General features: G+C 58.2%; 20 protein-coding genes and 3 tRNA genes. 11 read left to right on the top strand and 12 right to left on the bottom strand.

Going from position 1 to position 21,363, the window contains the following annotated elements:
- Nucleotides 1-74: 74 nt before the first annotated feature.
- The 5 genes from aroB to QZL71_RS10915 form a co-directional block, all read right to left on the bottom strand.
- A complete protein-coding gene (aroB, locus tag QZL71_RS10935) occupies nucleotides 75-1,118 on the bottom strand; it encodes a 3-dehydroquinate synthase (protein ID WP_294648761.1) in 1,044 nt (347 codons plus the stop codon).
- Entirely contained in the window at nucleotides 1,115-2,185 is a 1,071-nt protein-coding gene (locus QZL71_RS10930) for a bifunctional chorismate mutase/prephenate dehydratase (protein ID WP_005943511.1), read from the bottom strand. The genes aroB and QZL71_RS10930 overlap by 4 nt, the downstream gene beginning before the upstream one ends.
- Before the next feature lie 303 nt (nucleotides 2,186-2,488).
- Nucleotides 2,489-2,668 carry a hypothetical protein gene (locus tag QZL71_RS10925; RefSeq protein ID WP_005943509.1) on the bottom strand — a complete coding sequence of 60 codons (180 nt, stop codon included), beginning with the start codon at nucleotides 2,666-2,668 and terminating at the stop codon, nucleotides 2,489-2,491.
- 3 nt (nucleotides 2,669-2,671) lie between these two features.
- A complete protein-coding gene (locus QZL71_RS10920) occupies nucleotides 2,672-3,424 on the bottom strand; it encodes a hypothetical protein (RefSeq protein ID WP_097774641.1) in 753 nt (250 codons plus the stop codon).
- A 25-nt stretch (nucleotides 3,425-3,449) separates the two neighbouring features.
- Nucleotides 3,450-4,175 (bottom strand): lysophospholipid acyltransferase family protein, encoded by a 726-nt coding sequence (locus tag QZL71_RS10915; RefSeq protein ID WP_005943505.1) that lies wholly within the window; start codon nucleotides 4,173-4,175, stop codon nucleotides 3,450-3,452.
- A 220-nt stretch (nucleotides 4,176-4,395) separates the two neighbouring features.
- Here QZL71_RS10915 and QZL71_RS10910 point away from each other — a divergent pair, with 220 nt between their 5' ends.
- From QZL71_RS10910 to QZL71_RS10885, 6 genes are all read left to right on the top strand, one after another.
- Nucleotides 4,396-5,238 carry a DUF624 domain-containing protein gene (locus tag QZL71_RS10910; RefSeq protein WP_097781200.1) on the top strand — a complete coding sequence of 281 codons (843 nt, stop codon included), beginning with the start codon at nucleotides 4,396-4,398 and terminating at the stop codon, nucleotides 5,236-5,238.
- Between the two features lie 30 nt (nucleotides 5,239-5,268).
- Nucleotides 5,269-6,633 (top strand): hypothetical protein, encoded by a 1,365-nt coding sequence (locus QZL71_RS10905; protein WP_154260576.1) that lies wholly within the window; start codon nucleotides 5,269-5,271, stop codon nucleotides 6,631-6,633.
- A gap of 54 nt (nucleotides 6,634-6,687) precedes the next feature.
- Complete coding sequence (locus QZL71_RS10900) at nucleotides 6,688-7,293, top strand: cytidylate kinase-like family protein (RefSeq protein WP_097774644.1); 606 nt, start codon at nucleotides 6,688-6,690, stop codon at nucleotides 7,291-7,293.
- Nucleotides 7,294-7,623: 330 nt separating this feature from the next.
- The gene (locus QZL71_RS10895; RefSeq protein ID WP_294648759.1) at nucleotides 7,624-9,018 is read left to right on the top strand and encodes an MATE family efflux transporter; all 1,395 of its coding nucleotides are present in this window, start codon (nucleotides 7,624-7,626) and stop codon (nucleotides 9,016-9,018) included.
- Between the two features lie 44 nt (nucleotides 9,019-9,062).
- Nucleotides 9,063-9,767 carry an HdeD family acid-resistance protein gene (locus tag QZL71_RS10890; RefSeq protein ID WP_097774646.1) on the top strand — a complete coding sequence of 235 codons (705 nt, stop codon included), beginning with the start codon at nucleotides 9,063-9,065 and terminating at the stop codon, nucleotides 9,765-9,767.
- A 197-nt stretch (nucleotides 9,768-9,964) separates the two neighbouring features.
- Nucleotides 9,965-11,371 carry an NAD(P)/FAD-dependent oxidoreductase gene (locus tag QZL71_RS10885; RefSeq protein WP_207698811.1) on the top strand — a complete coding sequence of 469 codons (1,407 nt, stop codon included), beginning with the start codon at nucleotides 9,965-9,967 and terminating at the stop codon, nucleotides 11,369-11,371.
- Between the two features lie 66 nt (nucleotides 11,372-11,437).
- Here QZL71_RS10885 and QZL71_RS10880 read toward each other — a convergent pair whose 3' ends face one another.
- The 4 genes from QZL71_RS10880 to QZL71_RS10865 all read right to left on the bottom strand — a co-directional run bounded on the left by QZL71_RS10880 (nucleotide 11,438) and on the right by QZL71_RS10865 (nucleotide 15,043).
- On the bottom strand, nucleotides 11,438-11,914 hold the full coding sequence (locus tag QZL71_RS10880) for a peptidylprolyl isomerase (RefSeq protein WP_005943496.1): 477 nt from the start codon (nucleotides 11,912-11,914) through the stop codon (nucleotides 11,438-11,440).
- 128 nt (nucleotides 11,915-12,042) lie between these two features.
- A complete protein-coding gene (locus QZL71_RS10875) occupies nucleotides 12,043-12,846 on the bottom strand; it encodes a TIGR03915 family putative DNA repair protein (RefSeq protein ID WP_005943494.1) in 804 nt (267 codons plus the stop codon).
- Nucleotides 12,825-14,183 carry a putative DNA modification/repair radical SAM protein gene (locus QZL71_RS10870; RefSeq protein ID WP_120080304.1) on the bottom strand — a complete coding sequence of 453 codons (1,359 nt, stop codon included), beginning with the start codon at nucleotides 14,181-14,183 and terminating at the stop codon, nucleotides 12,825-12,827. Before QZL71_RS10870 ends, QZL71_RS10875 begins: the two co-directional genes overlap by 22 nt.
- A gap of 227 nt (nucleotides 14,184-14,410) precedes the next feature.
- Nucleotides 14,411-15,043: a LexA family protein gene (locus tag QZL71_RS10865; protein ID WP_005943491.1), complete on the bottom strand. Its 633-nt coding sequence runs from the start codon at nucleotides 15,041-15,043 to the stop codon at nucleotides 14,411-14,413.
- Nucleotides 15,044-15,264: 221 nt separating this feature from the next.
- On the opposite strand from QZL71_RS10865, the gene QZL71_RS10860 reads away from it, so the two are divergent.
- From QZL71_RS10860 to QZL71_RS10850, 3 genes are all read left to right on the top strand, one after another.
- Nucleotides 15,265-15,352 (top strand) — tRNA-Ser (locus tag QZL71_RS10860).
- Nucleotides 15,353-15,386: 34 nt separating this feature from the next.
- Nucleotides 15,387-15,480 (top strand) — tRNA-Ser (locus QZL71_RS10855).
- A gap of 87 nt (nucleotides 15,481-15,567) precedes the next feature.
- Complete coding sequence (locus tag QZL71_RS10850) at nucleotides 15,568-16,497, top strand: AEC family transporter (protein ID WP_005943489.1); 930 nt, start codon at nucleotides 15,568-15,570, stop codon at nucleotides 16,495-16,497.
- A gap of 47 nt (nucleotides 16,498-16,544) precedes the next feature.
- Here QZL71_RS10850 and QZL71_RS10845 read toward each other — a convergent pair whose 3' ends face one another.
- Nucleotides 16,545-17,300 carry a TraX family protein gene (locus tag QZL71_RS10845; protein ID WP_154260584.1) on the bottom strand — a complete coding sequence of 252 codons (756 nt, stop codon included), beginning with the start codon at nucleotides 17,298-17,300 and terminating at the stop codon, nucleotides 16,545-16,547.
- A 252-nt stretch (nucleotides 17,301-17,552) separates the two neighbouring features.
- On the opposite strand from QZL71_RS10845, the gene QZL71_RS10840 reads away from it, so the two are divergent.
- On the top strand, nucleotides 17,553-18,434 hold the full coding sequence (locus QZL71_RS10840) for a LysR family transcriptional regulator (protein ID WP_005943485.1): 882 nt from the start codon (nucleotides 17,553-17,555) through the stop codon (nucleotides 18,432-18,434).
- A 153-nt stretch (nucleotides 18,435-18,587) separates the two neighbouring features.
- Nucleotides 18,588-20,168 carry a lipase family protein gene (locus tag QZL71_RS10835; RefSeq protein WP_154260586.1) on the top strand — a complete coding sequence of 527 codons (1,581 nt, stop codon included), beginning with the start codon at nucleotides 18,588-18,590 and terminating at the stop codon, nucleotides 20,166-20,168.
- Between the two features lie 248 nt (nucleotides 20,169-20,416).
- Here QZL71_RS10835 and QZL71_RS10830 read toward each other — a convergent pair whose 3' ends face one another.
- On the bottom strand, nucleotides 20,417-20,800 hold the full coding sequence (locus tag QZL71_RS10830) for a hypothetical protein (RefSeq protein ID WP_097776957.1): 384 nt from the start codon (nucleotides 20,798-20,800) through the stop codon (nucleotides 20,417-20,419).
- Nucleotides 20,801-21,284: 484 nt separating this feature from the next.
- Nucleotides 21,285-21,360, bottom strand: a tRNA-Val gene (locus tag QZL71_RS10825).
- Between the last annotated feature and the right edge of the window lie 3 nt (nucleotides 21,361-21,363).

The following is a 21,363-nucleotide window of genomic DNA, read 5'->3' as shown; positions in this document are numbered from 1 at the left end:
GCGCCGATGGCGCGGCCATGGCTCTCGCCGAAAATGGTCAGCGAAAGGTCGCTGCCGAATGTATTTTTCATGGCTTACTCCTCAATGCCCAGCAGGGGACGCAGGCCCTCCACCGGGATGGTCTCGGCGCGCCAGCAGCCCAGACCCGGCACCTTGATAATGGTGATCTGGCCGCTCTGTGCCTTTTTGTCGTGCAGCATTTCAGCCAGCACCTTTTCCTTATCGTAAGTAGTGCGGGTGGGCAGGCCGAGGCGGCGGTACACCGCGCGCACCCGCTTCTGCAGTGCCTTGGATTCGATCATGGGCAGCATGCCCAGCGCCACGCACTCGCCGTGGTAAAGGCCCACGGTGCGACGGCCCTTGATGCCCTTGACGGCCTCGATGCCGTGGCCGATGGTGTGGCCGAAGTTGAGGGCCTTGCGCATGCCCTGCTCAGTCTCGTCCTGCTCCACGATGTTCTTCTTGAACCGCAGGCTGCGGCAGATGATCTCGCCGATCTGGGCATCTACGTCGCCATTTTCAAAGATCGCGAACAGCTCAGGGTCTGCCAGCAGGCTTGCCTTGACGGCTTCTGCCAAACCGTTGATGAAGTGGCGGCGGGGCAGGGTGGAAAGGGTGTCCGGGTCCACGATGACCAGCTTGGGCTGCCAGAAAGCGCCCACGATGTTTTTGGTATCGCCCAGATCCACGGCGGTCTTGCCGCCGATGGAGGAATCGATCATGGAAAGGGTGGTGGTGGGGCAGTTGATGAAGTCGATGCCCCGCATGTAGATGGAAGCGGCAAAACCGGCCAGATCGCCCACCACGCCGCCGCCCACGGCGATCACCAGATCGCCGCGGCCCATGCCGAATTCCAGCATCTGGCGCAGCACGGATTCCAGAATTTTAAAGCTCTTGCTGGCTTCGCCCTGCGGCACCGTGATGATGTGGGCATCCTTGCACTGATCGGCCACCATCTGGGCGTACTGTGCGGGCACACCACTGTCGGTCACAACGGCCACACGGCGGTCCAGCCGGGCGAACTGGTACAGGTTTTCCAGCGAGCCGCTCTTGACGATGATGTCATAGCTGCGCTCGCCCAGATTCATGGTCAGCTTGGTTCCGATAAATTCACTCATTTGGTATACACTCCTAACAGCCGCACGGTACGGCAGGTGCGGTCAAGCTCACGCAGCAGCGCGGCGGTCTCGTCGGCGGTGGGGTCGCCCACCAGCTCCACGTAAAAATAATATTCAAAGGGCACATGAGGCATGGGCCGGCTCTTGATGGACTCCATATTGAAGCCGCTGGCACCGATGATCTGGATCACCTCGCCCAGCTTGCCGGGTTTGTTGTCCACCGTGAACAGCAGCGAGAACCGGTTGCCGCCGGTGGGCTTTTCGCGGCTGAGCACGATAAAGCGGGTGGTGTTGTCGCCGTCGGTGTTGATGCTGGGCACCAGCACCTCCAGCCCGTACAGTGCCGCCGTCTCCACGCTTGCAATGGCCGCTTTGGAGGAGTCGCCGCTTTCGGCCACGAACTTTGCGGCCATGGCGGTGTTGGCCATGGCGGTGGCGGGCAGGCCGAACTGCCTTAAAAAGGTCTCGCTCTGGGCGATGGCCTGCTGGTGGCTGTAGACGCTTTTGATCTGGTCGAGTTTTGTGCCCGGCAGCACCAGAAGATTCTGGGAGATGGGCAGATCGTACACATCCACCACCCACAGCGCCGGATGGTTATAGCACAGATCCAGCACGGCGGAAACATCGCCCGCATGGCTGTTCTCAAAGGGAACGACGCCCCGGGCAGCATCGCCGCGTTCCACCGCGTCAAACACCTCGTCCCAGGTGGGGTAGCTCACAGCCTCGGCGTGGGGGAACAGCGCCCGGAGGGCAATGTGGGCAAAAGCGCCTTCCACGCCCTGATAGGCGGCGCGGTTTTGGCTCAGCACCACGGCTTCGTACTGCTTTGCCACGTCCATCAGGTTCTGCACGTGGTCTTTATAGTAGGGCCGCAGGGCCGGGTCCTGAATGCGGGCCGCAGCCTTTTCCAGCACTGCCGTCTCGCGGGCGGCATCGTAAACGGGCAGGCCATGGGCTCTTTTGTATTCGGCCACCTGCAGCACGGCGGCCATCCGCCGCTCAAACAGCGCAGCCAGCTGGGCATCCACCGTGTCGATCTCGGCGCGTGCCTGTTCCAGTGCGTCCATGGGTTCACATCCTTTTGCATGTATGATAAATACCATCAAGATAATAGATACCCAGTAAGTATACCATAACTGGGACGGAGAAACAACAAAACCTCCGGCGTTTCAAAGGGGAGAATATTTCAAATCAGATATGTGTAAAAAGAACAAAATAGAAAACGAACTCCCTCAGTCAAACCCTTGCGGGTTTGCCAGCTCCCTCAAAGAGGGAGCCGCTGACAAAGCGGAAAAGTTTCCGGCTCTGCCAAGGGCCCCATCCCCGAGGGGGCTGTCGCCGAAGGCGACTGGGGGAGTTCTATTTGCATATTATCTGTTTTTCAGCAGTTCTTCCCTGCTGCGGGCTTTGCCGTAATATCTCCCATAGGGATTATCCAGCGCCTGTGCAAGGGAGACCGGCTTTTCCGGCTCTGGCCTTTGCACCGGCTTTGCTGTGCGGTCAAATGTGAACCCGGCGGCAGGCCCGCCGCGCTTTACCCGGAACCGCATGGCTCAGCCCTCTGCACTGGCGGTAGAAACAGCCCCGGCGGTCAGCTTGTTCCACAGTTCTTCGCCGCCCTCAAGCAGGTCGGCGGAGTCCTTGTTCCATGCGCCGCGGATGCCGATATAGTACCGGCTCATCAGTTCCTGACTGGAGCCGCTTTCGCTCTGCACAGCATCAGAAGCGTAATCGCCCAGATCAAGGCCCGCCAGCACCGGGCAGTCGGTCCAGCGGTAGACCATGTTCCACCAGTCACTGTCTGCGTCGGACTGCGGCAGGCTGCCGTCGAGGTAGCGCAGGGTGCCGGTGGTCTGCTGGAACCCGGCTGGGTCGTACAGGATGAAGATGGAGCTCAGCGCGCCCTGAATGTCGGTGGAAAGCTTGGTGGTGCCTGCCATGTCAAGGTAGGCATCCGAGTCCTCGTTGCCAAAGTCCATGGTGTAGAGGTTCAGCTTTACCACCACCTTGCCGTCACCGTTCCGGTCTTCGCCGTAGGCGGCAAGGGCATCCTGCAGGGCGGTCTGGGTGGCTTCCGGCAGGTAGTGGGGGGCCACCACGGCCACGTTATAGTCTGCATGGACGGTAAAGAAATACTGCCCGATGAAGTTGTAGCCGAAGAACACCACGATGATGCCGATGATGATGACCCACTTGAGGTTATAATCCCACCAGTTGGCCCAGCGTTCCTTGCGGGTGTACTGGCGCTGTTTGCGGGGCTGGAGGTCTTTGGGGTCGATATCGCGTTCGTAACGGTAGCTTGCCATGGGGCAGTTTCCTCCAAGTTCTGATTTACAGCTGTGCCAGAATGGCCTGACGCACAGCGTCCGGCAGCTGCTTCTGCTCGGCCTTGCTCATGCCTGCAGTCCGGATGGGCGGCAGCACCTTGATATGCACGCTGCCCGGATGGCACAGGTTGCCATTGTTCTCAAACAGGGCACGTGCACCGGTAATGGCCACCGGAACCACCGGTGCGCCGGTCTTGACGGCAATGCGGAATGCACCGGCCTTGAACTCACCGGCACCGCCCTCTTCTCCCTTGTAGCGGGTGCCCTCCGGGAAAATGACGAAGCTCTTGCCGCTCTCCACAATGGCAGTGGCATCGTTCAGGGCGCGCACGGATGCCCGCAGGTCGTCGCGCTGCACGAACACGCAGCCCAGCAGCTTCATCCAGCGGTTCAGCAGCGGGATCTTTTCCAGTTCTTCCTTGGCAAGGATGCCGTGGGGCTTATCCAGACTGGCCAGCAAAAGCGGGATGTCGTAGTAGCTGCGGTGGTTGCCCACGAACACGCAGGCCGTATCTTTGGGGATATTCTCAAGGCCCTCCACGCTCAGGGAAACGCCGGTCACCTTTAAAATGCCCCGGCTCCAGTGCGGGATATGCTTGTTGACAAGCTCTTCCACCAGCTGCATGTCGCCTGCAGCCAGAGCGCGTTCCGCCCGGCGCAGCACGCCATAATGGACGATCATATAACCAAATAAGTAAATAAACATCGCAATCGTGCGAAAAATGCTCATTGCGTTTTCCTCCCTCCGGCAAAATATGCCATTGTCATTGTATCACACTTTTTGTAAAAAGGGGAGAAATAACACTTTTTTTACAAATCGGAGGATCTGCGGTCTTGCAAAATTGACAAAATGCGGGTATATTTATAGTTGTAAAGCCAGCACAATGGCACTTTCTGCACGAAATGCTTTCTGCCGGCCCAATGGATGAAGAGAGAGGTACCATACGAACATGGGTTTATTTCCTTCCGCAAATGACTTCAAGGCCGGTAAGGGCGTTGAAAAGGATGCTCCCCGCAAGACCGGCGTGGGCCGTTTTTTTGAGCTTGTGGGCCGTGATATGAACGGCATGTTCCTTGCAAACCTGCTGGCCTGCATCGGCTTTCTGCCGGTGATCTGTCTGGTGTACATCGGCTTTCTGGCAAACAGCCTGCCTGTCATGCTGGCAAGCGCGGTGGTAGGCGGCATTCTGGCCGGGCCTGCGCTGGCCGGCATGTACGATACCGTGCTGCGTGCCCTGCGTGACGAAGCCGGTTACTGGTGGGTGACCTATCGCCGTGCCTTCAAGCGCAACTTCAAGGCCAGCATTGCGCCGGGCATCTTCTACTGTGTGGTGGTCACGGCGCAGATCTTCCTTGTGTATTTCTGCTTCAATATGCTGAGCAAGGGCACCAATGTGGGCGTGCCGCTGTGGGTGGCCACGGTGCTGAACCTGCTCATCTTCCAGATGCTGTTCGCCTACATGTGGCCGCAGGTGGTGCTGCTGGATCAGCCCTTCAGCCTGACCGTGAAAAACAGCATCAACTGCATGATCGCGTTCCTGCCCCACGCACTGGCGGCGGCCATCGTGCAGATCCTGTTCTGGGGCGTGGTGATCCTGTGCATGCCGCTGGGCCTGCTGCTCATGCTGATCTTCGGCTTCTGGTTCGTGACCGAAGTATCCTGCCAGATCATCTACGGCGATATTGAAAAGGTGTTCCACATTGAGGAGAGCATCCGCAAAATGAAGGATGCCGAGCTGGAAGCCGCCCTCCAAGAGGATTACGGCGAAAGAACCGACGACACCGAAGAGTAAATTTGAACTTCCGCAAAGGAGGGGTGCTCCATGGAACAACGGAATAATCTGGTTTTGCAGGGCACCGAGACCTTCTCCCGCGGGCAGCTGGACAATGTGGCACTGGACGGCGGTGCACTGGTGCTGGACAGCGTGGCGGGCCGCTGCCTGCAATACGGCAGCTACACCACGCCGGAATTTGCCATGCCGGCCTTCTGCAACCTGAATGTCAGCTGGAACGCCTTTGCGCCCCACAACACCATGGTGGAGGTGCGCTGCCGGGTATATGCCGGAGGAAACTGGACCGGCTGGATGAGCTTTGGCAAGTGGGCGCCGGGCTACCCCCGCTGCAGCTGCAATTCCCAGAGTGACGACGGCATGATCTTCCTCATGGGCGATACCGTGACCGTGGCAACGCCCGGCGGCGGCACCGGCGTGCAGCTGCAGGTGAACCTTTCCACCAACGATGACAAGGTCTCGCCCGCAGTGCGCCTGCTGGCCGCGGCAGTGCGGCCGCTGGCGTGGGAGAAGCACAACGGCCACCCGCTGAACCGGCAGCTCTATCTGCCGGAATACTGCCTTGCGGCCCACGATCCCAGCTTTGGGCGCACCATGGATCTGCCGCTGGTCATGGCGGCACTGATGAACTGCTGGGGCGAGGATGTCCTGCCCGAAGAAGTGGCCTATGTGATGGAGGACATGGCCCACAGCACCACCGCCAATGCGGCCTTTGCGGCTGCTGCCGCCGGCTGCTGCGGCTACCCCTGCTGGCAGGCATGGATGGACCTTGCCGACCTGCGTGCCCAGATCCACGATGACTGCTGTGTGGCAGTGCAGGTGGAGCGGCGCATCCGCGGCCAGCGGGACCCGGTGCGGGTCTGGATGGGCCTGCGCGGCTTTGGTCACGACGATGCCGTAATGGCAGATTATGTGCTGCTGAACGACCCCACCGCAGATTCCAACGGCGCAGTGAACTGCACCATGGCACTGGTGGACTTTATGCGTTACTTTACCGGGCGCGCCATCGCCCTGCGGGCAAAACCCCGCGATGTTGCCGCCAACCGTCCGCTGCGGATGCGCTGCGAGCTGGTGCCCGGCGAGACGGCAGACGTTTATTATTTTGAGCAGCGCGGCGTGAAGGACCCGCTGCCGGAAGGCTTTTCCGGCTGGGTGGCCTGTGCGTGCCACGACGGTGTGGCCCACGCCACCACCGCCCACCGCAGCTTCTGCCGGATGGAGCGCACGCCGGAGGGCGGCATCCGCTTCCCGGAAAAGATCATGGCCGCAGGCTGCCGCTGCAGCGTGTATGCAGTGGACCAGACCGGTGCCATGCGCGTGGCGGAGGTGCGGCTGCCAAAGCCGCGCCCCACGCCGGAGCAACCTGTTTCCCAGGCACAGGAAAAGCCGGCGGAATGACCGGCCCGACCCAAAGCCTTTGGGCTATAGATCAAGACATAGGAGGAACACATTATGGCAAAGACGATCATCACTTTGGGACGTGAATACTGCACGGGCGGCCGCTACATCGCTGAAGATGTGGCAAATGCGCTGGGCATCAAGCTTTACGACAAAGAGCTGATCACCATGGCAGCAAAGCACTCCGGTCTTTCGGAAGAAGCTGTTGCCGCCAGTGAAAAACGGCATACTCACAGCCTGCTGTACAGTCTGTACACCATGGGCAATGAGCTGCCGCTGGGCGATCAGGTGTTCATTCTTCAGAGCCGCATCATCAAGCAGCTGGCCGAGGAAGGCCCCTGCGTGATCCTGGGCCGCTGCGGCGACTATGTGCTGCGTGAGCGCAAGGATGTGCTGCGCGTGTTCGTGTACGCCCCCAAGGAGTGGCGGCTGGAATACGCAAAGACCAATCCTCTGGTCAAGGCCAAGGACGAAAAGGGCATCAAGGACGAGGTGGAAAAGACCGACCGCAACCGTTCTGCCTACTACAACTACTACACCCAGAACCGCTGGGGTGATGCCCACAACTATGATCTGGCCATCAACGCTGCTCTGGGCCGCGAGACCTGCGTGAAGATGATCCTGGACGCAGCCGCAGCCAAGGAGAAGAACCTTGGCTGACCGCCCGGGCACTTCAAAATAAAACAACGATGATTCGTGGGTAGGGTGCTTTTGCACCCTGCCCACGTTTCGGGCAACGGCGACTGTTTTACTCCTTCAGTCACGGCTCCCGCCGTGCCAGCTCCCTCGGAGAGGGAGCCTTTGGCAGTATGATGGAGTTCCTGATTTTGCCAATGCCTCCCTCATTGAGAAAGACTTCCCCCGGCCGGGGGAAGATGTCACGCAAGTGACAAAAAGGGGAGCGGTGGCATCGCGCAGCGATGACGGAAGGAGTTATTCGGCAGCGGCCTTGCCATATTCCCTGTAACCTCAACATCAAAAGGAGCAAACGTGGAAACAAAGCAACCCCAAACCTCTCCCGCCCAAACGCGGGAAAACATTATGGGCACCATGGAGATCAACCCTCTGCTGGTCAAGCTGAGCGTGCCCATGATGATCTCCATGCTGGTGCAGGCGCTTTACAACGTGGTGGACTCGGTGTTCGTGTCCCATGTGAGTGAAAGCGCCCTCACCGCTGTGTCCCTCGCCTTCTCGCTGCAGAATGTGATGATCGCTGTGGGCGTGGGCACCGGCGTAGGCGTGAACGCCCTGCTGTCCAAAAGTCTGGGCGAAAAGAACCAGAGCCGTGCCAATGCCACGGCGAAAAACGGCATCTTTCTTTCGCTGTGCAGCTTCGTGGTGTTCCTCGTCATTGGCCTTACCTGCATGAAGCCCTATTTCTATGCACAGACCAGTGATGCGGCTATTGCGCAGCAGGGCATCCAGTATCTTTCGGTATGCTGCATCTTCAGTCTGGGCCTTTTCACCCAGACCATGGGTGAAAAGCTGCTGGCCGCGACCGGCCGCACCTACCTGAGCATGATCAGTCAGCTGGTGGGTGCCGTGGTGAACATCATTCTGGACCCCATTTTCATCTTTGGCTACTGCGGTGAGGCCCTCAGTGGTACCACCGGCGCAGCTGTGGCAACGGTCATCGGCCAGTTCTGCGGCGCAGGCATGACCCTGTTCTTTAACCTGAACAAAAACCCGGATATCCAGATCAGCTTCAAGGGCTTCCGGCCCAGTGCCAAGGCCATTGGCCGCATCTACACGGTGGGTCTGCCCAGCATCGCCATGCAGTGCGTGGGCAGCCTGATGACCTTTGGCATGAACCTGATCCTCATGAGCTTCTCGGCCACGGCGGTGGCGGTGTTCGGTGTGTACTTCAAGCTGCAGAGCTTCGTGTTCATGCCCATCTTTGGCTTGAACAACGGCATGGTGCCCATCATCAGCTACAACTACGGTGCCCGCAGACCGGACCGCGTGAAAAAAACCATCAAGCTGGCAGTCTGCTATGCCGAGTGCATCATGCTCATTGGTTTCTGCATCTTCCAGTTCGCACCGGATAAGGTGCTGGGCATCTTTGCGGCCAGTGATGCCATGCTGGCCATTGGCATCCCGGCCATGCGCATCATCTGCCTGCACTTCCTGCTGGCGGGTGCCAGCATCGTGCTCAGCTCGGTGTTTCAGGCACTGGGCAACGGTGTGTTCAGCCTGATCGTTTCGGTCTGCCGGCAGCTGTTCGTGCTGCTGCCGGCCGCATGGCTGCTGGCACAGACCGGCAATGTCAACAATGTCTGGTGGGCCTTCCTCATCGCTGAGATCGTCAGTGTCCTGCTGAGCCTTGGCTTCTACGCCCGCATCAACAAAAACATCATTGCCCCCATGTATTCCCCTGCCGAATGAGGGCGTGAAAAACTGTCCCTGCAAAGGAAAGGAACGTGATCTCTATGGTAAAAAAGCTCAAATGGAATCTGGTGCTCATGAGTGCGCTGTATCTGGGTCTGGGCGTTTTTCTGCTCATGAAGCCCACCACGGCCCTGAACATCGTGTGCTATGCGCTGGGCGCTGTGGTGCTGGCCTGCGCGGCGGTGCAGCTCATCCGCTATTTTGTGGTGGAACGCGGTGTGTTCCAGAGCCAGCTCACCCTGATCTCCGGCATCATCTGTCTGGCATTGGGTGCGTTCCTGATCCTGCGCAGCGACATCGTGGTGAGTATCCTGCCCATCGTGTTCGGCCTGTTCGTGATCTTTGACAGCATCAGTCGTGTGCAGAACGCACTGGACCTGCGCCGCTGCGGCTATTCCAGCTGGAAAAGCTTTCTGCTGCTGCCGGTGCTCAGCGTGGTGCTGGGCGTTATCATGATCCTGAACCCCTTCGGCACCATGGAAACGCTGGTCATGGCCATTGGCATCATCCTGATCGTGGAGGGTTCCATCAACCTGCTCAGCGCCCTGTACACGGTGCTGGCCGTGCGCCGTTTTGCCAAGCTGCACCCGGAGACTCAGTCCATGCTGGAGTCCCTGACCGGTGAAGACCTGAACGGCGACGGCGTGGTCGCCCCGGATGTGACCCGCACCGATGCCGAGGCCAGCGCTGTGGAGCTGGATGAGGTGGACGAGAGCGCCACTGTGGAACAGGAGAACGAGAAATAAACCCTCTCAGGCGCTCCGCGCCAGCTCTCCCGAAGGGCGAGCTTAATGCGCTGTTTTGATGACGTTTTCCTCATACTGTGAAGAAGGTGTACCCTTTCTTCCGAAGGAAAAAGCTCCCCCCTCGGGGGAGCTGGCAACGCCGTCAGGCGTTGACTGAGAGGGTTTTATACTAACGACTAAGCAAAGGAAAAAGAGAAATGGAAAAGTATGATCTGATCATTGTCGGTGCCGGCCCGGCTGGCATTTTTACCGCTGTGGAGCTGCTGCGCCACGGCAGCAAAAAGAAGATGCTGCTGGTGGAAAAGGGCAAGCCCGTGGAAAAGCGCCACTGCCCCAAAGCCGAAGTGGGCCACTGCGTCAACTGCCGCCCCACCTGCGCCATCACCACCGGCTTTTCCGGTGCAGGTGCCTTCTCGGATGGCAAGCTGAGCCTCTCCTATGAGGTGGGCGGCGACCTGCCCACCCTGATCGGAGAGGAGTTTGCGCAGAAGCTTATCGACTACACCGACAAGATCTATCTTGAGTTCGGCGCAGACCCCCATGTGGAGGGCATCTACACCGGCGAGGAGATCAAGGAGATCCGCAAGAACGCCATCCATGCCGGTCTGAAGCTGGTGGACTGCCCGATCCGCCATCTGGGCACAGAGAAGGCGCAGCAGCTGTATCTGGCCATCCAGAACTATCTGGCCGACAACGGCGTGGAGATGCTGTTCAATACCGAGTGCGAGAACATCATCCTTGAGAATGAGGAGTGCAAGGGCGTACTGCTGAAGGACGGCGATCAGGTCCGGCCTGTGTATGCGGATACCGTGGTCATTGGCACCGGCCGCCGCGGCGCAGACTGGCTGGAAAAGATCTGCGCCGAGCACCACATTGCCCATAAGCCCGGCACCGTGGACATCGGTGTGCGCGTGGAGTGCCGCAATGAGGTCATGGAAAAGGTGAACAAGGTGCTGTATGAGTCCAAGCTCATCGGCTACCCCAAGCCCTGGAAGAACAAGGTGCGCACCTTCTGCCAGAACCCCGGCGGCTTTGTGGCGCAGGAAAACTACGACAACGACCTTGCCGTGGTCAACGGCCACAGCTTCAAGGAGAAAAAGAGCGAGAACACCAACCTTGCGATTCTGGTTTCCCACAACTTTACCGAGCCGTTCAACCAGCCCATTGCCTACGCACAGAAGGTGGGCGAGCTGACCAACATGCTGGGCGCAGGCCACATCATGGTGCAGCGCTACGGCGACATCCTGGACGGCAAGCGCACCTGGCAGAAGGAGCTGGCCCAGTCCAACGTGAAGCCCACCCTGAAGGATGCCGTGGCAGGCGACATTACCGCCGCCATGCCCTACCGCGCCATGACCAACATCATTGAGTTCATCAAGATGCTGGATATGGTGGTGCCCGGCTTTGCCGCCAACGAGACGCTGCTGTACAGCCCGGAGCTGAAGTTCTACTCCAACAAGGTGAAGATGGACGAGAACCTTGACACCAACATCAAGGGCCTGCACTGTCTGGGCGACTCCTCCGGCTGGACCCGCGGCCTGATGATGGCTTCGGTCATGGGCGTGCTCATGGGCCGCAAGCTGGCCGAAAAGGAAGGCTGCTAAAAACAAGCATCAACGAAAACAAAAATCCCGGCACCGCAAGGTGTCGGGATTTTTTAGGTTTAAAAATCAGCCCTCAATGAGCTCCACGGTCTTCATCTTGACCGGGGTGGTGGGCTTATCGTTCCAGTCGGTGCGGACAGCTGCGATCTTATCCACAACATCCATGCCTGCAACCACCTTGCCAAAGGCAGCGTACTGGCCGTCCAGATGAGGTGCATCCTGATGCATGATGAAGAACTGGCTGCCGGCGCTGTTGGGGTTCATGGCGCGTGCCATGCTGATCACGCCGCGGGTGTGCTTGAGCGGATTGTTCACGCCGTTTGCAGCAAACTCGCCCTTGATGTTCCAGCCGGGGCCGCCGGTGCCGTTGCCCAGCGGGCAGCCGCCCTGGATCATAAAGCCGGGGATCACGCGGTGGAAGGTCAGGCCGTTGTAAAAGCCCTCGCTGACCAGCTTCTTGAAATTCTCACAGGTGATAGGAGCGGCTTCTTCGTTCAGCTCGATATCGATGATGCCGCCGTCTTCCATAGTAATGCGAACCATAACGCTACAATACTCCTTTTGTGTTGCCCCGCAGCAGTGCGGGAGTGTTCGGCAGAAGGCCTGCCGGATATCTCTTATAGTATACCATAGGTTTTGGGGGTTGCAACGCCGCAGATGCAACGTTTTTGTTAAAATTCATCTTTCATCTCCACCATATCGGCCCAAAAGCGCTTGGGGCAGTGGGTCATGCGGCATTTTTCGTTGTGGCGGGCCTTGATCTCCAGCGTCTGGTAGAACTGCTTCCACAATGCCTGAAACTGCTGCTCCCGCTCGCTGGGCGGCGGCAGCTCCAGCGGTGCAGCCAGCTCCAGCAGCCGGGCCTTGTGGTCCTCCTGCAGCAGCACAGCCTGATGCACCGCATCGTAGATCATAAAGTTCTCTTCCGGGAACCGTCCGCAAAAGTGGGGCCGCAGCAGCGGCAGGATGTAGTTTTTGGGGTGGATGACGGCGCCCAGCATCCCGTCGTGCTCCTCAAACCGCACAAAGCCCTGAAACTTGTCCACTTCCCAGTCAAGGCTTTTCTTCATCTCATACAGCGGGGCCACGTCCGGGTGGCCGGTGCGCTTCACGGTGCCGGGGCCGAGGGCGAAGGCCAGATGCAGAAAGCGGATGAGCAGCAGCTCTTTGTCCTCCCGCCCGGAGAGGAAATCCCGGCTGACGAGGTACTCTGTCTCGGGGCCAAGCTTTCTGCCAAAGCTGGCAAACACCCGCTGAGCCTTGGCGTGGTCGGTGGGGATGTCCTTGACCGGGTACAGGGTGGAAGTTTCCCGCTGGGGTGTCCACACCGCAAAGGGGATCTCGTGCTGGGCAAAGCTCTCGAACACGCAGCACAGAAAGCCTTCAAAGCTGCTGTCGTAGAGGTACACCACATCCGCATCGTGGAGCCTGCGGGCTTTCTGAACTTGAACATTTACAGCGCCTTCGCCAGACATTGCACTGCCTCCTCCCGCACCATGCGCATGGCTGCGCGCGGTGCCACGCCCTGCGTGATCAGATCGTCCACCGCAGGCGGCGTGAACAGACTGAGCTGTTCGCAGCTGCCGCCGAACACGTTGGGGTCGATGAGCGCCTGCGTGATGCGCTCCCGCCCGGCGGTGCCACGGCCCGGGTGCGCACCCGCAAAACCCTTGCAGGTGATGAAATACTGTGCCCGCTTGAGCACCACGCCCATGCGCTTCAACTCGTCCAACCCAAGGCTGGAAAGCTTGCGCGCGTGCCAGATGCGCCGGGCACTTTTGGGGCCGATGCCCGGCACACGCAGCAACATTTCAAAGGGCGCGCGGTTCACATCTACCGGAAAAAGCCCGTAGTGCTGCACGGCCCAGTTGCATTTTGGGTCGAGGTAGGGGTTGAAGCTCTGGTTGGCTTCATCCAGAATTTCGTCTGCCTTGAACTGGTAAAACCGCAGCAGCCAGTCAGCCTGATACAGCCGGTGCTCCCGCAAAAGCGGGGGTTTGGTGTCCAGCGCAGGCAGGCGGGTGTCCTCGGCTACCGGGATGTAGGCGGAGTAGAACACCCGTTTCAGACTGTACTTCCGGTACATGCCCTCAGTGAGCTTTAAAATGTGGTAGTCTGTCTCCGGCGAAGCGCCTACGATCATCTGGGTGCTCTGCCCGGCGGGTGCGAACTTTGGCGCATGGCGGTAGACGGTCAGCTCCTGTTTGCTCTGCGCGCCGGAAACTGCGATCTGCTTCATGGGCCGGAAAATGGAGTGCCGCCCTTTGTCCGGGGCCAGCAGGTTCAGGCTCTGCTCACTGGGCAGCTCCACATTCACGCTCAGGCGGTCGGCCAGATATCCCAGCTGCTGCAGCAGTTCCGGGCTGGTGCCGGGGATGGCCTTGGCGTGGATGTAGCCCCCAAAGCGGTATTCGCCCCGCAGCAGCCGCAGGGCGGCCAGCATCCGTTCGGTGGTGTAGTCCGGCGTGCCCAGCACCGCGCTGGAAAGGAACAACCCTTCAATGTAGTTGCGGCGGTAAAACTCCACAGTCAGCTCAGCCAGCTCCCGGGGCGTGAAGGTGGCACGGGGGATATCGTTGGACTTGCGGTTGACGCAATAGCTGCAGTCGAAGGCACAGCAGTTGGTCATGAGCACCTTTAAAAGGCTTACACAGCGGCCATCGGCGGTAAAGGCGTGGCAGCAGCCCGGTGCATAGCAGCTGCCAAGAATGCCTGCCCGTGCGGTGCGGGATGCGCCGCTGGAGGTGCAGGCAACATCATATTTGGCGCTGTCGGCCAGAATGGTAAGCTTGTCCATCAGGGTCTGTTCCATGCAGAATACACCTCCAAAGTGGGAAAAAGGGTCAAAAAATAAAGCCATGCGCAAAATTGCAGATGGCTTTACATCAATTTGTGCCGAACTCCTTCAGTCACAGCTGCCGCCGTGCCAGCTCCCCCGGAGGAGGAGCCTTTGGCAGTACGGGAAAGTTTCCGGTTTTGCCAAGGCCTCCCTCCATGAGGGAGGTGGCTGCGAACAGCGTGAGCAGACGGAAGGAGTTATTACCACTTCGCCTTGGTCTCCACCACGCGGCCGGCGATGTGCAGATGGTTCAGGTCCTCGCCCTTGATGACCATTTCGCTGTAGGCCGGGTTGAAGGGCTGCAGCACCACGCAATTGCCGCGCTGGATATAGCGCTTCAGGGTGCCCTCGCCCTCATCGCCGTAGATCAGCACGCCAAGGTCGCCGTTTTCCAGTGTGTCCTGCTTGTGCACAAGGGCAAGGTCGCCGTCCTGAATGCGGGGCTCCATGCTGTCGCCGCGCACCACCAGATAAAAATAGTTGGAGGGGTCCTTCACACGGGCATACTCCTGACCGTAGTCCTCCTCAAAGGCGAGGGCACCGTAACCGGCCTTTACTGTGCCGATCACCGGGATCAGGCTTTCAGAATAGCTGCCAAAGAACCGCTCTTCCGGGGCGGAAACATTGCTTACCGGGCGGTACAGGCCCAGCAGATAATCTGCTGTGGTGTTCAAAAGCTCGGCAATGCGGGCCACGGTAGACGGATCGGGAGAGGACTTGCCGCTTTCCCATTTGCCGACAGCCTGCTGTGTCACGCCCAGTTTGGAAGCCAGCTCAGCCTGGCTGATGCCCTGCTTTTTGCGGCACTGCTTCAAAAGTTCTGAAAACGACATGGTATATTTCTCCTTTACACCGCGAGGAAATTTTCTTGTGTTTATTATACAACAAAAAGGTGTACTTGTAAAGACCTGAAACAGGCCAAGACCCAAAAAGGTTGTGGTAAATTTTGTTTTTAAGGGCTGAAAGAAAAAAATTGCGCCAAAGGCTTGACACCGGCGTGCAAATCTGGTAAATTAAATAGGCATTCGACACGGCGTAAGGCGGATGTCCACAAGGAGAGATGTCCGAGTGGTTTAAGGAAGCAGTCTTGAAAACTGCCGTACGGCAACGTACCGTGGGTTCGAATCCCACTCTCTCCGCCATTTTTTATTGAATAAGTGTAACACACTTTGCTCTGGAGTAGTACTCAAGAGGTCGAAGAGGCGCCCCTGCTAAGGGCGTAGGTCGTCTAAACAACGGCGCGAGGGTTCAAATCCCTCCTACTCCGCCAAGAAAAAGCTCGTTGATTCGTTGAAATCAATGGGCTTTTTCCTTTGTAAAGGAAAAATGCGGCTTGTGGAACAAAGAGGAGGAACCAATGGCGTTTGGCGTTTTGGCAGGTCAGATCACGGTGATCTTCCTGGAAGTGCTGCTGGGTTATGTAGGTGCACGCAGCGGCATCATCAAGGATCGTGACAGCAAGTTTTTGTCGGATTTTATCATGAAGCTTCTGCTGCCCTGTACCATGCTGGCTGGTGCAGCCGTGGACGGTGAGCCGGAGCTGCTCACTCAGGCAGGGGTGCTGTTCGTGCTGCTGCTGGCACTGTTTGTGGCGACCACCGGCCTGTGCCGGTTGAGCAGCTGGCTGCACCACGACACGCCGGGCAAGTATGCGGTGCTGGTGGGCACGGCAGCTATGCCCAACTGCGGCTTCATCGGCCTGCCGCTGTGCAGCGCCCTGCTGGGCACCGCGCGCGGCACTGTGTTTGCAGGCATGGCCATGGCCTCTTATAATGTATGGTTCTTTACCTATGTGGTGTGCCTGTTCCGCCCCGGCGAGAAGATCCGGCTCAAGACCTTCATCACCCCCACCAACATTGCCACGGTGGCTATGCTGGTGCTGCTGGCCACCGGCTGGCGGCTGCCCGCACCGGTGCAGCAGTTCTGCAGTACGGTGGGCGGCTGCACCACCCCGCTGGCGCTCATGATCGTAGGTGTGCTGCTGGCAGACAGCGACATCCGTGCGCTGCTGCACACCGGTTTCCTGTACCGGGTCACCCTGCTGCGCGGCATCCTGTTCCCGCTGCTGTTCATGCTGCTACTGTGGCTGCTGCCGCTGGACAATGTGCTGCGCACCGGCCTGTCCATCATTGCATGCTGCCCGGCCGGCAGCCTTGCCGCTGTGCTGGCCAAGCAGACCGGCACCGAGGCGACCCTTGCCAGTCAGGCGGTGGCCCACTCCACCGTGTGTATGCTGGTCACAGTGCCTGCCATGCTGCTGCTGACAGGCGTTATGTTCCCGATGTGAGAAGCTGTAAAAAAGCCCGCTGTCTTTGGACGGCGGGCTTTCTGCTGTTATAGCATAAGGTTTGTGATACCTGCTAGCACCAGCAGGTGCACCGGGTAGAACCAGTAAAAGGCCTTTTTTTGCAGCGGACTGCACGCGCCGCGCTGCCCGTTGTAGAACCAGACCAGCACAAAGGCCAGCGGCGCGGTCAGCTCGAACAAAAACAGCAGCGCACCTGCAAGGCACTGCCGCTTGCGGTCTGCGCGGGTCAGGTACAGGGTGCAGATGATGAGCACGCCGATGGCGTGGTAGTCGGTGTTGGATGCCAGCGCCAGCGCGGCGCAGCCGCCCGCCCACACAAGCCCCTGCCAGCCGGGCAGGCCGTTTTCCTTTTCAAAGCGCTTGAGTCCTGTCATAGCCAGCACGCCCAGCGCCAGCGTCCAGTAAACGTTCTGGTGCTGCGGGGCGAACGGTGTGCGGAAAAAGGCAAGGTCAAAAGGCACCTCGCTCAGAAGGCCGAACAGCAGAAGCCGCCGGACGTATTTTTTTACATCGTGGGTGTGCAGAAAGCCCTCCACGGCCAGAAAGCAGAAGATGGGAAAGGCCAGCCGCCCGATATACCGCAGCACACGGTCTGCCGCCAGCAGGGTGCTGACCGGGATGCCACCGCAGCTGGCAGCACCGGCGGCGAGGGCCGGCAGCAGGATACCGGCTTCGATGCAGGAAGCGCCGATGTGATCAATGAGCATGGTGATGCAGGCGATGTATTTGAGCGCTGTGCCGCTGAGTCCACAGCGGACAGGGGCTTTGGCAGTCTCGGTCATAAGGAATCCCTCACTTGATAAAAAATCTACTTTTTGTGCTTTTTTAATGATACGGCGCAGGCTGGCAGGCTCCTGCGTCATCTTTGACAAAATACGCCGGAAAGGCGCATAAATCGGGCAAAAATGCTTGACAGAAAAGGCGCGGGATAGTACAATCAAGAAGATAATTGAACTATCTCAAATGAAAGATGAAAAAGATTCACAGAGAATCGGGCGTCTCCGAACCAGTAAAAACGGAAGGAGGCTTTGGGCATGACGCTTTTTTCCTACGAGATTTTTGATGCTGTGGCCCGGCAGGGCAGCTTCAACAAGGCGGCACAGCAGCTGCACCTGACCCCATCGGCCATCAGTCACGCCATTGCCGTAATGGAGGAGGAGCTGGGCTTTGCTCTGTTCAACCGCGGCAAAAACGGCGTATCCATGACCAGCTACGGCGCATCCCTGTATCCCTCTATTCGCGATGTGCTCAACAGCGACGAGGCCCTCAAGCAGAGCATCGCCCGCCTGAACGGCCTGGAAAAGGGCAAGGTGAAGCTGGGCGTATTCAACTCGGTGTGTGCTTCGCTGCTGCCGGGCCTGCTCAAAAGCTTTATGACCCACTACCCGCAGATCGAGATCGAGGTGTATCAGGGCACCTACGACGATGTGAAGGAATGGCTGCGAACCGGTCAGGTGGATATCGCGTTCCTTTCCTCCACCTGCCGTGAAGAGTTCAACCTCACCGAGCTGTTCCGCGAGCCGCTGCTGTGCATCGTGCCGCAGGACTGGCCCGAACCGGAAAACGGCGTGATGACTCCCGCCCTGATGAACGGCCAAAGCTTCGTTGTGCAGTGCGATGCCACCGATGCTGAGATGCGCCAGTTCCTGAAAAAATATAAGATCGGCACCGAGCGCCGCTGCCATGTCATTGACGACCAGTCCAACATCGCCATGGTGGAAGCAGGTCTGGGCATTTCCATCATGCCGCAGATGCTGCTGCGCGACTGCAAGGCCGCGATCAAGATCTATCCCATCGAGCCAGAGGAAGACCGTGTGGTGGGCCTGGCTGTGCAGCGCCCCGCCGCAATGGCCCCGGCAGTGGAACAGATGTTCCACCACATCGTGGACTACTGCAGGCAGATCGAGCTGAGATGAGCCGGACACCTTTATACTATACCATAAAACAGTCTGTGTGTGGAGCATGGACTGTTTTTTTATTAAGAAAGAGCGATTGTATCAGCGTGCAAAATCCGCTATACTTAGAAAAACAGGCTGGTTTTATGCAGAAGCCTTGATTGGAGCAGGAAGATGAAGACCATAAAACGACGTGCCTTTTGCAAGGCGGCAGCAGCTGCCGTGGCAGGCGTGCTGGCCCCGCACGCGGCGGCAGAGGCTTTGCTGCCGCAGGCCGCACAGGCTGTGGTGGGCAGTGCGGTGCCGGAGGATTACTACTCCTTTGCTTTCCGCAGCGACCACAGCGAAACAGATCTCTCCCACGATTTTTATTATACAGATGCCTTTTTTGAGAACACGGCGCTGCAGTACAGCCACAAGCTGGCACTGGCAACGCTGGGCCTTGTGGCGGCAAGTGGCAACACCTACCAGAGCGATGCGCTTTACTGGGTGGAGGGTGAAGCGGGCCGTGAGGACAGCATTGCGGATGCCTACCAGAAGCTTGGCTTTGCCAATGCGGTCTATGCGGGCTACCAGTGCAGCCTGAACACCCCGGTGGATACCGCGGGCTGTGCTTTTGCGCAGAAAACACTGGTACAGGATGGCCAGCGCACCACCATTATTGCAGCCATGCTGCGCGGTGTCGGCTATGGTGCCGAGTGGGCCAGCAACCTGCATGTGGGCGAAGGCGGCGGGCACTATGGCTTTGTGACAGCAGCAGAGCATTTTTTTGAAGATCTGCAGGACTACCTGAAAAAAGCCGAGGCTGCAGCGGGAACGCTGGGCACCATCAAGCTCTGGCTGGGCGGCTACAGCCGCGGCGCGGCTGTGGCAAACCTGACGGCGGCGCGCATCCGGCAGCAGCTGCCGCAGATCGCGCAGGAAAATACCTTTGTTTACACCTTTGCCGCACCGGCGGCACTGACGGCAGCAGACCGCCCGGATCTGCAGGCGGACTACGACAACGACCACACGGCAGACGGAGGACTGAAAACGGATTGGGATGTAAGCAATATCTTCAACATCATTTCCAGCGGCGATATCGTGGCCCGCGTGATGCCGGAAGAGTGGGGCTACCACCGCAACGGAAACGACCGCTTTCTGCCCTCCACGGCGTACCAGAACGAGCTGGATGATCTGAGCATCATCGAGAGCCGGATGGGCGGCGTGCCGCTGCGGTTCGACCAGCTGGCCACAAAGGAAGATGTGGATTCGGTGATCGCGGCGGCTCTGGCGTTCTGCAAAAGCGCCGCAAATTACCACGAAAAATATGAAGCTGCCTTTATGGATATGCTGCAGTGTGCCTTTACCCTCTCGGAGAAAGAGGCGGCCGAGGGCGTGATCCTGGACGATGAAGCTGTGATGGAACGGCTGCGCAGCATGGAGAACATCCGTAAAATGTCGTGGACGAAGGTGCTGCGCTGCGTGATGACGGCTTCGGCCATGAGCAGACCCATTCTGGAGCAGGTGGGGGCCATCGTGCCGCTGCGGGCGCAGCAGGTGGTGGTGCCGGTGCTGGCGGTGGGTCTGTGCTACGAGGTGGAGAGCGATGTGCTGAGGATGCTGGTGTACTACATCCTCAGCCTGATGAGCGTGAACAGCCCGGCAGACAGCGTTCTGCGTGCGGCATTCTGCCACTACCCGGAAAACTACATCACCCTGATGGAATATTACGACCCCGCCGAGCACGGCATGGAAGCCTATACCCGAAAATAAAAAAGAGGGGCTGTTGCAAAATAAAAATGCGATAGCAGCTTGCACAAAGGAATAGCGCAAAATCAGAAACCCGGAACCCTTTTTGAGCCATTTTGGCCCCAAAAAGATTCCGGGTTTTTATAATTTTCCAGCGCAAGACCGGGCTGCCACTCAAACACCCCACTGGGGCGTTTGTTGCTTCGCAAACGCGAACTTGTTGGGGCGTGCCTGCCCCAAACCCTGCTTCTTACTATTTGGAAATTACATGATTATGCACCACTGGGTCCACGAGAACTGACGCTCATCGGAGGCATAGAACTATAAAAAGATTGGCCGTTCACAGTGTTTTGAGTCAACCCAATCAAATCGATCAACTGGCTCTCGTTATAGCGCTCTTGACAGTTATCCAGCACAGCGCATTGGCAGCTATATACACCACTATCGTTAGAGACAACTCCCCACCATTCAAGGTCTGCCAAAAGTTTTCCAATCTTCTTGCGGTCAAAGCGTATTTCTTTTTCCAAAAGGGACGAGCAAATTTGTGGAGCAGACATCGGTTTTTGCTTTAATAGGAGAGCTAATGCTAATTCCTGTCCATGCAAACGGTGAAGCAAAAGACCTCTGCGAACCCAAATGTTCGATGCTTTTTTCATAGCAAATACCTCCTTTTTTAGATAGCTCGTTCACTTAAAATACGATTGATGTCCATTTGAAATTGCGCTCATTCACAATTGTTATGTTGACGTGAGTATATCATATTACACAATAAAAGACTACTGTTATATATCAGAACTTGCCCTTTTTCCTGCGTACGTGCGTACCGACCATGTGCGGACGTACGCAGCGATTGACCCGAAACGCACAATATAGGGGGATGCAAAACAAAAGGCAGGGCACACCGCCACGGTGATACCCTGCCTTTGTTTATTGCTGTTCGAGTTCTGTACCGCCCACCACATTCCCAGACCGAATGGTCGGGCGACATCTTTCTTGGTAGACATTCCTAGCCGTTGGGAACCGCGGGCTAAGCAAAGCCGCACTGTGGCTTTGCTTATGGCGCTATGCGCCGCCGCCCTGTTCGAGTTCTGTACCGCCCACCACGAAAAAAGTCCCCAGACCTTTTGGTCTGGGGACTCGTGGTGGACGGTACAGGACTCGAACCTGTGACCTCCTGCACGTCAAGCAGATGCTCTACCAGCTGAGCTAACCGTCCATA

Source organism: uncultured Faecalibacterium sp. (assembly GCF_900066275.1).
GTDB classification, from domain to species: domain Bacteria; phylum Bacillota; class Clostridia; order Oscillospirales; family Ruminococcaceae; genus Faecalibacterium; species Faecalibacterium taiwanense.
This window is presented reverse-complemented; position numbering and strand designations above follow the sequence as displayed.

Excerpts from the sequence above, each read along its gene's own strand:
- QZL71_RS10885 (WP_207698811.1), top strand. The coding sequence starts at position 9,965 with ATGGAAAAGTATGATCTGATCATTGTCGGTGCCGGCCCGGCTGGCATT.
- QZL71_RS10930 (WP_005943511.1), bottom strand. The coding sequence starts at position 2,185 with ATGGACGCACTGGAACAGGCACGCGCCGAGATCGACACGGTGGATGCC.
- QZL71_RS10870 (WP_120080304.1), bottom strand. The coding sequence starts at position 14,183 with ATGGAACAGACCCTGATGGACAAGCTTACCATTCTGGCCGACAGCGCC.
- QZL71_RS10845 (WP_154260584.1), bottom strand. The coding sequence starts at position 17,300 with ATGACCGAGACTGCCAAAGCCCCTGTCCGCTGTGGACTCAGCGGCACA.
- QZL71_RS10830 (WP_097776957.1), bottom strand. The coding sequence starts at position 20,800 with ATGAAAAAAGCATCGAACATTTGGGTTCGCAGAGGTCTTTTGCTTCAC.
- QZL71_RS10835 (WP_154260586.1), top strand. The coding sequence starts at position 18,588 with ATGAAGACCATAAAACGACGTGCCTTTTGCAAGGCGGCAGCAGCTGCC.
- QZL71_RS10850 (WP_005943489.1), top strand. The coding sequence starts at position 15,568 with ATGGCGTTTGGCGTTTTGGCAGGTCAGATCACGGTGATCTTCCTGGAA.
- QZL71_RS10910 (WP_097781200.1), top strand. The coding sequence starts at position 4,396 with ATGGGTTTATTTCCTTCCGCAAATGACTTCAAGGCCGGTAAGGGCGTT.
- aroB (WP_294648761.1), bottom strand. The coding sequence starts at position 1,118 with ATGAGTGAATTTATCGGAACCAAGCTGACCATGAATCTGGGCGAGCGC.
- QZL71_RS10840 (WP_005943485.1), top strand. The coding sequence starts at position 17,553 with ATGACGCTTTTTTCCTACGAGATTTTTGATGCTGTGGCCCGGCAGGGC.
- QZL71_RS10875 (WP_005943494.1), bottom strand. The coding sequence starts at position 12,846 with ATGTCTGGCGAAGGCGCTGTAAATGTTCAAGTTCAGAAAGCCCGCAGG.
- QZL71_RS10890 (WP_097774646.1), top strand. The coding sequence starts at position 9,063 with ATGGTAAAAAAGCTCAAATGGAATCTGGTGCTCATGAGTGCGCTGTAT.
- QZL71_RS10905 (WP_154260576.1), top strand. The coding sequence starts at position 5,269 with ATGGAACAACGGAATAATCTGGTTTTGCAGGGCACCGAGACCTTCTCC.
- QZL71_RS10900 (WP_097774644.1), top strand. The coding sequence starts at position 6,688 with ATGGCAAAGACGATCATCACTTTGGGACGTGAATACTGCACGGGCGGC.
- QZL71_RS10880 (WP_005943496.1), bottom strand. The coding sequence starts at position 11,914 with ATGGTTCGCATTACTATGGAAGACGGCGGCATCATCGATATCGAGCTG.
- QZL71_RS10865 (WP_005943491.1), bottom strand. The coding sequence starts at position 15,043 with ATGTCGTTTTCAGAACTTTTGAAGCAGTGCCGCAAAAAGCAGGGCATC.
- QZL71_RS10915 (WP_005943505.1), bottom strand. The coding sequence starts at position 4,175 with ATGAGCATTTTTCGCACGATTGCGATGTTTATTTACTTATTTGGTTAT.
- QZL71_RS10925 (WP_005943509.1), bottom strand. The coding sequence starts at position 2,668 with ATGCGGTTCCGGGTAAAGCGCGGCGGGCCTGCCGCCGGGTTCACATTT.
- QZL71_RS10920 (WP_097774641.1), bottom strand. The coding sequence starts at position 3,424 with ATGGCAAGCTACCGTTACGAACGCGATATCGACCCCAAAGACCTCCAG.